The sequence below is a fragment of the Vibrio sp. 10N.222.52.B7 genome (genome assembly GCF_041474275.1).
Classification (GTDB): Bacteria; Pseudomonadota; Gammaproteobacteria; order Enterobacterales; family Vibrionaceae; genus Vibrio; species Vibrio crassostreae_C.
Window position 1 is genome coordinate 19,309 of the sequence record NZ_JBFRTU010000042.1, and the last position, 13,324, is coordinate 32,632.

General features: G+C 44.6%; 11 protein-coding genes and 1 pseudogene. 5 read left to right on the forward strand and 7 right to left on the reverse strand.

Going from position 1 to position 13,324, the window contains the following annotated elements:
• Positions 1 to 8 precede the first annotated feature (8 nt).
• The gene (locus AB4512_RS12765; protein WP_004733333.1) at positions 9 to 497 is read left to right on the forward strand and encodes an MgtC/SapB family protein; all 489 of its coding nucleotides are present in this window, start codon (positions 9 to 11) and stop codon (positions 495 to 497) included.
• Between the two features lie 65 nt (positions 498 to 562).
• On the opposite strand, the pseudogene AB4512_RS12770 reads toward AB4512_RS12765, so the two are convergent.
• Together AB4512_RS12770 and AB4512_RS12775 are read right to left on the reverse strand one after the other, a co-directional pair.
• A pseudogene (locus AB4512_RS12770) lies at positions 563 to 2,042 on the reverse strand (diguanylate cyclase).
• A 255-nt stretch (positions 2,043 to 2,297) separates the two neighbouring features.
• Positions 2,298 to 2,855 carry a VC2662 family protein gene (locus AB4512_RS12775; RefSeq protein ID WP_017068001.1) on the reverse strand — a complete coding sequence of 186 codons (558 nt, stop codon included), beginning with the start codon at positions 2,853 to 2,855 and terminating at the stop codon, positions 2,298 to 2,300.
• A 441-nt stretch (positions 2,856 to 3,296) separates the two neighbouring features.
• Here AB4512_RS12775 and AB4512_RS12780 point away from each other — a divergent pair, with 441 nt between their 5' ends.
• A complete protein-coding gene (locus tag AB4512_RS12780; protein WP_372174985.1) occupies positions 3,297 to 5,717 on the forward strand; it encodes an ATP-binding protein in 2,421 nt (806 codons plus the stop codon).
• Between the two features lie 152 nt (positions 5,718 to 5,869).
• On the opposite strand, the gene groL is transcribed toward AB4512_RS12780, so the two are convergent.
• The gene (gene groL / locus AB4512_RS12785; protein ID WP_372056688.1) at positions 5,870 to 7,516 is read right to left on the reverse strand and encodes a chaperonin GroEL; all 1,647 of its coding nucleotides are present in this window, start codon (positions 7,514 to 7,516) and stop codon (positions 5,870 to 5,872) included.
• 206 nt (positions 7,517 to 7,722) lie between these two features.
• Positions 7,723 to 8,013, reverse strand: coding sequence for a co-chaperone GroES (locus AB4512_RS12790; protein WP_010433998.1), 291 nt, complete (start codon positions 8,011 to 8,013; stop codon positions 7,723 to 7,725).
• Between the two features lie 218 nt (positions 8,014 to 8,231).
• Here AB4512_RS12790 and AB4512_RS12795 point away from each other — a divergent pair, with 218 nt between their 5' ends.
• The 3 genes from AB4512_RS12795 (at position 8,232) to AB4512_RS12805 (ending at position 10,447) form a co-directional block, all read left to right on the forward strand.
• Positions 8,232 to 9,575: an MATE family efflux transporter gene (locus tag AB4512_RS12795; RefSeq protein ID WP_372174986.1), complete on the forward strand. Its 1,344-nt coding sequence runs from the start codon at positions 8,232 to 8,234 to the stop codon at positions 9,573 to 9,575.
• A gap of 89 nt (positions 9,576 to 9,664) precedes the next feature.
• On the forward strand, positions 9,665 to 10,150 hold the full coding sequence (locus AB4512_RS12800) for a methylated-DNA--[protein]-cysteine S-methyltransferase (protein WP_017063159.1): 486 nt from the start codon (positions 9,665 to 9,667) through the stop codon (positions 10,148 to 10,150).
• A gap of 108 nt (positions 10,151 to 10,258) precedes the next feature.
• A complete protein-coding gene (locus AB4512_RS12805; protein ID WP_017063158.1) occupies positions 10,259 to 10,447 on the forward strand; it encodes a hypothetical protein in 189 nt (62 codons plus the stop codon).
• Between the two features lie 15 nt (positions 10,448 to 10,462).
• Here the strand turns inward: AB4512_RS12805 and AB4512_RS12810 are convergent, their stop codons facing one another.
• The 3 genes from AB4512_RS12810 to gpmM all read right to left on the reverse strand — a co-directional run bounded on the left by AB4512_RS12810 (position 10,463) and on the right by gpmM (position 13,105).
• Complete coding sequence (locus AB4512_RS12810; protein ID WP_372174987.1) at positions 10,463 to 10,786, reverse strand: nucleotidyltransferase family protein; 324 nt, start codon at positions 10,784 to 10,786, stop codon at positions 10,463 to 10,465.
• Complete coding sequence (locus AB4512_RS12815) at positions 10,776 to 11,222, reverse strand: HI0074 family nucleotidyltransferase substrate-binding subunit (protein ID WP_017093683.1); 447 nt, start codon at positions 11,220 to 11,222, stop codon at positions 10,776 to 10,778. The genes AB4512_RS12810 and AB4512_RS12815 overlap by 11 nt, the downstream gene beginning before the upstream one ends.
• Before the next feature lie 350 nt (positions 11,223 to 11,572).
• On the reverse strand, positions 11,573 to 13,105 hold the full coding sequence (gene gpmM, locus AB4512_RS12820) for a 2,3-bisphosphoglycerate-independent phosphoglycerate mutase (protein WP_372174988.1): 1,533 nt from the start codon (positions 13,103 to 13,105) through the stop codon (positions 11,573 to 11,575).
• Positions 13,106 to 13,324 lie beyond the last annotated feature (219 nt).

Sequence of the window (13,324 nt, forward strand, 5' to 3'; positions counted from 1 at the left end):
GGGGTGATATGTCACAATTTATAGAACAAACTCTCAACCTTGCCCCCTTTAGCTGGGCAGGCCTCGCTGCATGCATGCTGTGTGGTTCTTTAATCGGAATCGAAAGGCAAACACGCGGTAAACCCGTCGGAATCCGAACGTCGATTCTGATCATCAGTGGTACCTATTTCTTCCTCACCATGGCGATCAGCCTATCCCCCAACACACTCGATCAAGCTCGTGTGCTTGGTCAGATAATTACGGGTGTTGGATTTCTTGGGGCTGGTGTAATGATGACACTGGATGGCAAGATTCATGGCGTGACTTCAGCCGCAATTATCTGGGTACTCGCAGCATTAGGTATGATGATCGCACTAGGGCATCTTTCCCAATCGGTCATTATCACGCTAATGGCGCTAGTGATTCTGCTTGGTGTCGATAAAGTGGAAAACAGCTTCCAGAGCCTGCGTCGTGGTGTGCATCAGAAGTGGATGAGAAAAGGCCGCGTGAAGAAGTAACCTCAACCTGAAACAGACATTAAAAAGGCCTAGTCACACGACTAGGCCTTTGTGTATCCAACTAATTAATACACCTGAATACACACCTGATTCTTACCCGCAGCCTTTGCCTTATAGAGCTGCTCATCAGACGAACGAATACTCTGGTTTTCCCACAAGTGCCCTACGCTGTCGAACTTATACAAAGAGTAGAGCGTCGCGCCACCAGACACTGAGATATTCACCTTGTCACCTGTTGGGCATCGATAACTTTGCAGGCTAATGTCGTTTTGAATTCGCTCAAAGATCGACGAAAGCAACTCCGAAGACTCACCCGTGATCGCGACAACAAACTCTTCACCGCCAAACCGTGCCACGATATCTTGCTGCCTAACGCTGTTCAGCATCAACCGAGCAACATGGCAAATCACCTCGTCCCCCACTTTATGGCCATGCTGATCATTAACGACTTTTAAATCATCGATATCAAACACGCCAACACCAATAATCGGCTCTTCATCTTGCGCCAGTAATCGAGCCTCAAAACCACGTCGATTCAGCAAGCCCGTTAATGGGTCGCGCATTGCTAGCTCATTTAAACGCTGGTGCTCTTGTCTTGTATAGAAGCGCCATAGCCATAAAACCGAGAGCAGATACAAAACCAACAGTATCGAAAGCTGAATCTTCTCCATCTCCAATACATGCAGAAAGTGCTCGCTCTTATCTTCTTCAATACTCAGATATAGCTGGGTGTTAATGTCATCAACATACAGAGGCTTGGAATACGTAAAATCCATAAACCCGTATTTGTTTGCGCCTCGAGTACTGGTGACTTTATAGCCATGGGTAGGGTTCGATACTAGGTTCGAGACATAACCATCGACACCCAACACCCCTTTAAACTCACCATTAACGTAGATTCCTTTGGTTAAGGTCACCACTTTCTGACCTGTTAAGTAATCATCATATTGGCCGGTATACACCACTTGGTCTTGCCCTTGAGCTAAGCCAAAGCGAATCGTGTTCACCCAATAAGGCCTGCTATTCACAACCGAATCAAAGGTGTCGCCCTTAATGTAACTGGCAAAATCAGAAGGCGAAGAGATAATGAATTTCTCTTTTGAAATGAAATAAATCGCAGAGATGGTATCAATGGTATTGGCAAAATAAGCCATGGTCGGAGCGATGAACAGGCGCTTGCCCGCTTCGGTATAAAGGTCCGATTCCGGGTTGCACATCTCGCGAGGGCCAGAGAACATAAAATCAAAACGAGGGGCATGTTGCTCCTCACTGGTGAAGTAACACGTCTCACCCTCGATCTTTTTGTCATGCGAGAATACGTAGGTATCCCCATGCAGTGGATAAAGCGCAGTGATGTTGTACTCAAGCGCATTTATGATCTGTGTGAGCTCCGCTAAAGAGCGTGTTACGCCTTGGTTTTCCATTCCATACTGTTTTATCTGATTCTTCCGCTGAATCAACGAGCAACAAGCTCAAAACTACTAAAAAACTAGCGGTCAGGCCTAAGAAAGCCTTTTTAAAATCGACGGTATGGTGGTTAATCAAAGCATATAAATCATCATTAGGGATTTATCGCACATTGTACCTATAAATTCAAACATCGCAACAACAAATATAAAACAACATGCTTATTGGGTAATTTGAGAAGTTTATCGTGGAAGTAGAATTGAATGTAATAACGCCCAAACAAGGGTTTAGGCGTTGATAGGCTTAGTCTTTAATCGCGTATGCGTAACTAAAAGCTAATGCACTAACTGAACGTTGCTCGCCAATGGGAGAACCAAAGGCTAAACGACAGCGTTATTTAGCAAAGTTTACAATCGGGAAGCACGGGAAGAAACCATTGTCAGCACAGTTGATCAGACCAACTTGTACGCCTTCGATTTTGTTGGTTTTGTTGAAGATACCAACCTGAACCGTAGACACTTCTGAAAGGTTCGCAGCGCCAACATCAACCATAGTGTTACCTTCTGAGTAGTTGACGAAACTCACGTTCGCGCCTTTCACATCATTAGTAATGTTCACAGCACCCAGGTTAACACCCGTTGTTTTACCCGTGTTCCAGTTGAAGAAACCTAGAGATGCGCCGGTCATTTCTTGGTTCACTTTTGATGCACCGAAGATACCCAGGTTCACACCTGTTGTTGTTTGCGTCTCAGACATACCAACAACCGCAAGATCGACACCTTTAAGGTCGTTTACTTGTCCGTGAAGCAGAGCTAAACGTACACCGCCAACCGCATCTGAATCAGGTGCGTTGAAGCCGTTGATCGTTGAAAACATAACTGGCGATGAAGCAAATGCCGCTGGTGCCATTACCGCTGCCGACACAGCTAATACTGAAAGTAGTTTTTTCATTGGGGAGTCTCCACTGACTTATTGTTCACTTGATTAATCCATTTTTAATCAAGCATTTATTGTCCTTTATTCAACAGCTACCCATGTTAAATCAATGTAATAACTGTACTGTTGAATATAAGCCGCTAAATCATAAAGAGCAATGGTTAAGAGCAGATGCGGGATTCGAGTGAACGAGATGCGAAAAGCAAAAAAAACAGAGACCGAAACCTCCGCTCTAACGCTTATTATTCCAAACAAAAATCTAGGCGAGAAAATCAACATGTTTCACAAGCTTATAGCCCACACACTTATTGCCGCATCTAAAGCGATGTCATCCTAAAAAATTTATTGATAAAAGCTCAACAGACCTCAGGTATTCAAAAACTAATGTTCGTAAAATTCTGAAAATAAACTAAATTCTAATATAGGAATAGAACGATATGAAACAGCGGGAATAGCATGGTTAAGGAACCTACGAATAAACAGACCATTAAAGCGATTATTTCGCGTGGTTTTTTGGCTATCGTGTTATTTTTAGGCCTCTATATCTATGTTAGCCATGCTCTGAAGAACAAAGAGCAGGACATGATTAATCTCCAGCTCAGTCTTTCTGAAGCTTATAGCGTTATGCTCTCTGTCAGACGACAAGAGCAGCAGTTTGTTTCCACAAGGCAACCAGAGATTCAAGAACAACTCAATATAAAGCGAAGTCAGCTGATCGAAAAGCTGGCTGAGATCGATGGGAAAATCGTACGAAGCGACCTCAATATTTCTTTTAATTATGCCAAAGTTGTCGAGTATCTCGACGAGTACCACACCGCCTTTACATTATTAGCCCTTGAGTTAGTCAGCATACATGGCAAGAGGGACCAAATTGGGCTCATTGAGAAACTAAAAAATGCAGCGTTGACACTTGAGCGCTTCGTACATGAATCCAATAATGTGCAGCTTGAAGAATTGACTTTAGAAACACAAGATCTCATGTATCAGTTCTTTACCGATTTTGATCAGACAACATTAGATAAGATTGTCGATTCATTGTTCAAAATCCAAGATGAAATAGAACAGAATTCCCGAACGATCAGTGCATTAGCTTCGTTTAATAATTTTAAACGCCACTTTTGGCGATTGCAGCGAGGGTTAAAGAGTGTCGGGTACAGCTCTGATAGCGGCCTCAAAGGAGAACTCACCAGCAGTATTTATCATGTTGAAGATGAGCTCAACTTACTTTTCACCGAAACACCCAAGCAGATCGCAGAGAGCCTGACGCAGATAAAGTCGTACAGCTACTTATCGACAGCCGCATTAGGAGGGGTGACGTTACTGGTGCTGCTTTATGTTGTGTGGCGTGCCAGTCAACTTGAAACTCAATTGATTGTTTCACAAGAGAAAGCACGACAAGCAAACCGTGCAAAAAGTGCCTTTCTTGCCAATATGTCTCATGAGATACGGACACCGCTTAATGGCGTGATTGGTATGTCAGAAATACTGGCAGAAACCAAACTATCCGCAGAACAGAAAGACTGCCTTGGGGCTATCTATACCTCTTCTCAAACCTTACTTATGTTGATCAACGATGTTCTCGATCTGTCCAAAATTGAATCGGGTAAACTGGAAATTAATCCACATACGACAGACTTAAGAGAGCTGCTGTTTGATAGCGTGACTCTGATTTCTTCTAAAGCTTATCAAAAGCAGATTAAGTTGGAAGTTGAAATTGATGGCGAGCTCCCAGAGTACATTCATGTTGATGGGAATAAAATTCGCCAAGTGTTGATGAATTTAGCCTCAAATGCGATCAAATTTACAGAACAAGGCTCTATCGTATTCACCGCTAAACGGCTTCCATCATTGGAAACAGAGTGTGTGGTCGAGTTTTCTGTTCGAGATACGGGTATTGGTATCGCAGCAGACCAACAAGAGCACATTTTCAAAGCGTTTTGCCAAGAAGATACCAACATCACCTCCAATATTGCGGGGACCGGATTAGGGCTTAGTATTTCGTCACGTATGGTGGAAATGATGGGAGGCTCGATAAACGTTGAGTCAGAGAAAGACGTGGGCAGTTGCTTTCATTTCCAATTAACCGTAGTGCCATCAGATCATTCTGAACATAAAAATCGTAAACAAACCGTTGTCTATTATTCAGATGCGCCATCGAAACTTTTACTCGATGACTTGTTCCGCCTTGGTTACTCACCACAACTAAAATCAATCGAAACAAACTTGGCGGCAACTGACCTCCCAGAGATCGCTTTGATGGAAGATATTAACCAAGCCAAAACACTGCATCGCTTAGCACCAGAGGTGAAAATCATCATAGTGAAAGATAATCTTAGTGATCCTATGAGTGAGTGTCATTTTATCTCAGGCTATGTGACTCTTCCTATGCTCGGTTCCCGCTTAAGTAGCATGTTGAACTCCGTGCTTGAAAGGTCACAGCCACAACCCCCTCAACATCAACCTGAGCCGATAGAAGCGACTGTACGTCAAAAAGTCCTCGTAGTTGAAGATAACCGCGTAAATCAGAAGGTGGTATGTATCAATTTAGATAAGTTAGGGATTGAATATTGGGTTGCCAATGATGGACAAGAAGCGATTGATTTATATAAAGAGCATCATCAAGACATCGGCCTTATCTTGATGGACTGCATGATGCCGAATGTAGATGGCTTTGAGGCAACAGAGCGAATCAGGCGCTATGAAGAAAACCTGCAACTTCAGGCAACACATATCCTCGCTTTAACGGCATCCGTGCTCGATGATGATATTAAACATTGCTTCGAGTGTGGAATGAACGATTATCTTCCAAAACCATTTAAGCGTGACATGATGCTGCAAAAAATTGATGAACAACAGTTTACGCACAAGGCAGGCTGACCAAGGAGCTTTGGAAAAAAGGGTGATGGTGAAGCTGAAATACAGATACGGGATGCGAATAAATAAGGCTTAAGAGCAAAAAAACGGAGACCGAAGTCTCCGTTTTCTAAAGCTTATGTGTGACTTTCTCTGCTATAGAGAAAGGGGGATGATTACATCATGCCGCCCATGCCACCCATACCGCCCATGCCACCCATATCAGGCATTGCAGGAGCTGAATCTTGTGGCTTATCAGTGATCATCGCTTCTGTTGTGATCATAAGACCAGCAACTGACGCTGCGAACTGAAGTGCAGAGCGAGTTACCTTAGTTGGATCTAGGATACCCATTGCAATCATGTCGCCGTATTCGCCAGTCGCCGCGTTGTAACCGTAGTTACCTTCGCCAGTACGAACATTGTTAGCAACAACAGATTCTTCATCACCTGCGTTCTTCGTGATTTGACGGATAGGCGCTTCCATTGCACGTAGTGCAACACGGATACCGACGTTTTGCTCTTCGTTGTCACCTTCAAGGCCAGCAACTTTAGATGCAGCGCGGATAAGTGCAACACCACCACCAGCAACCACACCCTCTTCAACTGCAGCGCGAGTTGCATGAAGTGCATCTTCTACGCGGTCTTTCTTCTCTTTCATCTCAACTTCAGTTGCAGCGCCCACTTTGATTACTGCAACACCGCCAGCTAGCTTAGCTACGCGCTCTTGAAGTTTCTCTTTGTCGTAGTCAGACGTTGCATCTTCGATTTGTTGACGGATTTGAGAAACACGACCTTGGATCATTGTTTCTTCGCCCGCGCCATCGATGATGGTTGAGTTTTCTTTAGTGATAGTTACACGCTTAGCTTGACCTAGGTCTTCTAGCGTTACTTTCTCTAGGTCTAGGCCGATCTCTTCAGAGATAACCGTACCGCCAGTTAGGATAGCGATGTCTTGCAGCATAGACTTACGACGGTCACCGAAACCAGGCGCTTTAACAGCAGCCACTTTAACGATGCCACGCATGTTGTTCACAACTAGAGTTGCAAGCGCTTCGCCTTCTACATCTTCAGCGATGATAAGAAGTGGACGAGATGCCTTAGCAACCGCTTCTAGAGTCGGAAGAAGTTCACGGATGTTCGAAACTTTCTTGTCGATAAGAAGAATGAATGGGCTTTCTAGATCAACAGAACCCGCTTCTTGGTTGTTGATGAAGTAAGGAGATAGGTAACCACGGTCGAACTGCATACCTTCAACTACGTCTAGCTCGTCTTGTAGAGCCTGACCTTCTTCAACCGTGATTACGCCATCACGACCTACTTTTTCCATCGCTTCAGCAATGATGTTACCTACTGTCGAATCAGAGTTCGCAGAGATAGTACCTACTTGCGCGATAGCTTTTGTATCTGCGCATGGAACAGAAAGGCCTTTTAGCTCTTCAACTGCAGCGATAACTGCTTTGTCGATACCGCGCTTAAGATCCATTGGATTCATGCCAGCAGCAACGGCTTTTAAGCCTTCAGTGATGATTGCTTGAGCAAGAACTGTTGCTGTAGTCGTACCGTCGCCCGCCGCGTCATTCGCCTGCGAAGCCACTTCTTTAACCATTTGCGCGCCCATGTTTTGGAACTTGTCTTCAAGTTCGATTTCACGTGCAACTGAAACACCATCTTTAGTGATCGTTGGTGCGCCAAATGATTTGTCTAGAACAACGTTACGGCCTTTAGGACCTAGCGTTACTTTTACTGCGTCAGCCAGAACGTTTACACCTTCTAGCATTTTAATACGTGCGTCATTACCAAATTTAACGTCTTTAGCAGCCATCTTAATTTCCTTTCAAATTCTTTGTTTCGGGGCGTCTCAGCGTTATCGCGTCATTCTGAACAGTGAGGGACGAACGTGATTCAGAATCTACTCAAATCGCACTCTGTTTAGATTCCAGATAATTCGTTCCTCATTTCTGGAATGACGATATGAATCATCCAATACTGGCTCTGATAACTTTTACTGAGAGTTAAATGAAAAATAGATTACTCGACGATCGCCATGATGTCGTTTTCAGACATAATCAGAACTTCTTTGCCGTCGATTTTTTCAGTTTTCGTGCCGTAACCTTCAGCAAAGATAACGGTATCGCCAACTTTTACGTCCAACGGTTGCACTGAACCGTTTTCTAGAATGCGGCCTTTGCCGACAGCTAGAATGATACCGCGAGTCGATTTTTCTGCGGCAGAACCAGTTAGAACGATGCCACCAGCAGATTTAGATTCAACTTCTTGGCGCTCAACGATAACTCGGTCATGTAGAGGACGGATATTCATCGGTCTTATCTCCTGATAATTTCCATTTAAATTTTGATAGTTGCCACGATTAGCGTGGGTCAAACAATATGTTGGGGGCGATGTGAAAGATCCCAAGGGGGGAACGAAAAAATTGTGAGCTAAAGTGCAGATTCTCACCCCTCATCTTTCCCTGCTTTTCGTTTACTCGTATCCCGCATCTGTTTATCCTACGCTTTTGGTTTCTATCGGCGTTTTGCATGCAAGATAAGCACGGGCTATTAACTGCCCCAATTGAGAGTACATTGCGTACCATGACCATACCGACCATATTCGGTATGGTGGCGATCTTGATGTTTAACTTGGTCGATACCTTCTTTATCTCACTGCTCGGCACACAAGCACTTGCAGCAGTGAGCTTTACCTTTCCAGTTACCTTTGCCATCAACTGCATCACCATGGGGATTGGTATTGGCTTATCGACATGTATCGGTCGATTGCTTGGCCAAGGCAGCGCACAAAATGCAGCACGCTTTACCTGTCATGGCTTATTGCTGGCTCTGCTTCTGGTCGGCTGCGCGTCTACATTAGGTATTATCGCCTTAGAACCTATGTTTACCCTGCTAGGAGCAAAGCAAGAGTTGTTGCCGCTGATATCGGAATACATGTCGGTGTGGTATCTCGCGATCCCATTTTTGGTCATCCCCATGGCAGGCAACAGCGCCATTCGTGCCAGCGGCGATACTAAAACACCCGCCAAGATTATGCTACTGGCTGGCCTTATCAATGGCGTTTTAGATCCGCTACTCATCTTCGGGTATGGGCCTTTTCCTGAACTGGGGATTCAAGGCGCTGCGATTGCCAGTGGTTTCAGTTGGTTTGGTGCTTTGTGTGGCTCACTCTACGTATTGATGGTGCGAGAAAAACTGCTTGCGCCGCCTAAGCTGACAAACATCGTCAGTGACTGGCGACAGATCTTAAAAATAGGCACCCCAGCGGCTTTGTCTAACGCTCTGAACCCACTTGCCGGCGCTATCATCATGATGATGCTGGCCAAACAAGGGACTGAAGCCGTGGCGGCGTATGGCGCAGCGCAACGTATCGAGTCCATTCTTATCATTGTGTTGATGTCTCTTACTTCGGCGCTTACGCCTTTCATGGCGCAGAACTTTGGCGCAAACAACCCACAACGCAGTTTTAAGGCACTGTTTCTGAGTATGCGTTTTGCTGTGATGTTCCAAGGTTTGATTTTCTTAATGATGGTGCCGTTGAGCATTCCTTTGGCTGCCCTGTTCTCTCAAGAAGAATCCGTCCGAGGCATATTGTGGCATTACCTGTTAGTCGTGCCCTTTAGCTATGGATTCCAAGGCATTGTGATGATGCTGATCAGTGGGATGAATGCCATGCATCAACCACTCAAAGCCTTTCAATGGAGCTTCATGCGTTTGTTTGTCTTTACCTTGCCATTCGCTTGGATAGGCAGCCAAATTGATGGTGTCGAAGGGCTGTTTATAGGCTTAGCCTTGGGGAACATTGTCGGCGGTATTTCAGGGTACTTGTTTGCGCTTCGTGTAAGGGGTAAAGCAGATACGAGATGCGAGTAACCGGGATGCGAAAAGATTTAAGAGCTTAAGAGCAGTTACGAGATTCGAAGAGCTTGAGAGCAGAAAAAGACTAAAAAAAGGAAGATGACATGGAAGACACCACTTACAAAATGTTCTATGACGCACCAATTGGCAAGATGATCATTGTTAGCAATGGTGTGTCGCTTATTGAAATTGACCATGTAAATCACGAAGAGCTAATGATTAGCAATCCAGATGACCTTTGCCAACTGGCAGCGAAACAGTTAGATGAGTACTTCGCAGGTCATCGAATAGAATTCGATTTGCCATTAAGAGCGATAAAAGGCACTGACTTTCAAAAAGTAGCTTGGCAAGCTTTAACAACCATTCCTTATGGCGAAACCATCAGTTACGGTGAACAAGCGAAAATAATGGATAACCCAAAAGCAGTAAGAGCTGTGGGTGGTGCAAATGGCAAGAACCCATTTAGTATTGTTGTGCCTTGCCATAGAGTCATCGGCGCGAATGGAACATTAACCGGCTACACCGGCGGTATGAATCGCAAAGAGTGGTTGTTAGATTTTGAGCGTTCGATCTTAAATAAAAAGAAGTAAACCTTATCTCACTAGATCAATAATATAAAATTTCGCCATCAAGAAGCGCCATTATCACCAGACAACATATCGTCTATATTTAAAATTTCATACAAAGAGGTGATGGTAATGTCCACTGATACGATTGAATCTTATGAAGATCGAAAGCGTAGAGATGGAGCTATAGCGCTAATGAAACTATTATCGTTTTCTATTGATGATAAAAAACATGACCGAGTCAATTCAGGTACTCAGATTCGAGATAAACTGGCAAAACGTAAACAATCGGTTCAAGAATCAACATCACCGTTACGCTGATAATAATACGTTCGGTTACTTTAGTTTAATCCCATAAGTGTCAATATGGGCAAGTAACTCGCTTGATGTAATTCTATGCTTAACGAGCAAGTCAACCTTGAATGGAAGCGACGACTGTTCTAAACGATCTTGCAAGCCTGCGACGACACTTAACGAAATCCCATGCCCCTCGATAACAATATCGATGTCGGAGTTATCTTTATAAGTTCCAAGGGCTCTAGAACCGAATACCCAGGCATGAATGACTAAAGCATGATTCAAAACAATATCCTCAATCAGCTTATACTGATGAGGCTTAAGGCCGACCGAGTCTGGTTTAACCAAATAACTATCGATCACATTTAACCTCTTGTTCGCATTGACCCTCTTGATCACATTTAAGCTTTAAATAGAGTGTGACTTGCCCTATCACTGGTGAAAATGACTCTAAGATCAGTGACTGAGCTTCAAGGACATTTTCCTCATCATAGGTGTGGGACAATAAATTTCGTTTTATGAGTGCTTCAAGCATAATCTCACACTGCTCCGAAGACAGGTGCTTAGCTTCTAAGGCCGTACGAAAAACGCTCCTCGGCGAAGCCACATCAAACCCTTCAAACTCAAGTAAGTCTTTAAGGGTCTTCCATGTCAGTTCGAAAGAAAATTCAAAAGTTTGTACTAACCCAGCGAGCTCTAACTCATTGTAGCTATCTTGTGAGCACGCTCTCTCAAGCCTTTGCTGCGCTTTCATTAAGTTTTGCAGTCGTTGCTTCCAACGGTCTGGGTTTGAGTTCATATAAACAGCCTAAATATAAGGTAAAAGACAAGTATAGTATGAGCCTTAAGCTACCTAATCATTCAAGAAATGTCACTCTTTCGATATTCATCAAGACTGTTCTTTTCGTCTTTTGTTTAAGGTCGTGCCCTTATGTTCTCCCCTGCATGTTTTTCTTACCCAATACCTGTCCTTAAGCTCTTCGCTACTCGTTTACCCGTATCTCACATCACGCATCCGTTCTTAAGCTCTTCTCATCTCGCTTACTCGTATCTCACATCTATAAAAAAGCCCGCACTTTGAAGTGCGGGCTTTCAAAATCGTTAAAGCTCAACGTGAGCCGCTGAGCCAAACAACTATTTAACTACTTACTATTTAACGATCACATCACCTGACATTTCTGCCGGGATTGCGATACCAGACAGAGAAAGCATCGTTGGTGCTAAGTCAGACAGCTTGCCGCCCTCTTTGAACTCAACGTCTTTGCTACCTACATAGATAAGTGGCACTGGTAGGTTAGTGTGCGCCGTGTGGATGCCGCCCGTTTCTGGGTTTACCATCATTTCTGCGTTACCGTGGTCTGCGGTGATAAGCAGTTGGCCATCGGCTTCTTTGATTGCTTCAACCACTTTACCAAGACATTCGTCTAGCGACTCTACGGCTTTAACTGCTGCATCGTAAACGCCAGTGTGGCCAACCATGTCACAGTTAGGGAAGTTACAAACGATAGCGTCGTATTTGCCGCCTTTGATTGCTGCAACTAGCTTTTCAGTCAGCTCTGGTGCGCTCATTTCTGGCTGTAGGTCGTAAGTTGCTACTTTTGGAGAAGCAACAAGTTGACGCTCTTCGCCTTCGAACTCGTCTTCGATACCGCCATTGAAGAAGAAAGTCACGTGCGCGTATTTCTCTGTTTCAGAGATACGTAGCTGCGTCTTACCTTCCTTCGATAGCCATTCACCGTAAGTGTTCTCTAGAGAAGCCGGTGGGAATGCACATAGAAGCGGGATGTCTGCTGCGTATTGAGTCAGCATCACGAAATCGATCGCTGGGAATACGTTACGAACAAAACCATCGAAATCAGGAACGAATGCACGTGTGATTTCACGAGCACGGTCGGCACGGTAGTTCATAAAGATAACCGCATCGCCATCAACGATAGCGGCAGACTCTTCGCCTTCCGCTTTGATTTCAGTCGCTTTAACGAACTCATCGTTTTCGTCACGAGCGTAAGCCGCTTCTAGGCCAGCCACTGCTGTGTCGAATGTGAACTCAGCTTTTGCTTGAGTCAGCAGGTCGTAAGATTCTTGAACGCGATCCCAGTTGTTATCACGGTCCATTGCGTAGTAACGACCAATAAGCGAAGCCACACGGCCTTTGCCTAGCTTAGCGAACAACGCTTGGAAACGTGCCAGTGTGTTTTCTGCGCTACGTGGCGGCGTATCACGGCCGTCTAGGAATGCGTGTAGGTAGATTTTCTCTGCGCCACGTTCTGCTGCCATTTCAACAGCTGCGTAGATGTGATCTTCATGAGAGTGAACGCCACCTGGAGACATAAGACCCATGATGTGAACCGCTTTCTCGGCTTTCACCGCTTTGTCGATAGCGTTCACTAGCGTTTCAGTTTGGCCGAACTCGCCGTCTGAAATTGACTTAGTAATACGAGTAAGATCTTGGTATACCACGCGACCCGCACCAATGTTGGTGTGACCCACTTCAGAGTTACCCATTTGGCCATCAGGTAGGCCTACATCTAAGCCAGAAGCCGAGATTAGCGTGTTAGGTTGGTTAGCAATAAGACCGTCTAAAACTGGTGTCTTAGCGTTCGCGATAGCGTTGTCTTGGTTGTCTTCACGGTAACCGTAACCGTCAAGGATCACTAGAGCCATTGGCTTCTTAGCTGACATAGGACTGACCTCGTTCAATTCAAAATAAATCGGTATAAAAACAAATTAGCGTAATTTTACTACAGTTTACAGTCAAAACTGTAGCGGAAGATCAAGAAAGGGCGCAGGTAGGATGATCGAATGTGAAAAAAAGCGTCATTTTAGAAGGGAGTAAAGTAGGGATATGAATACTTATATCCCCACCATCCATATTGAAAAAGCGGAACAACGGTAGCCTCA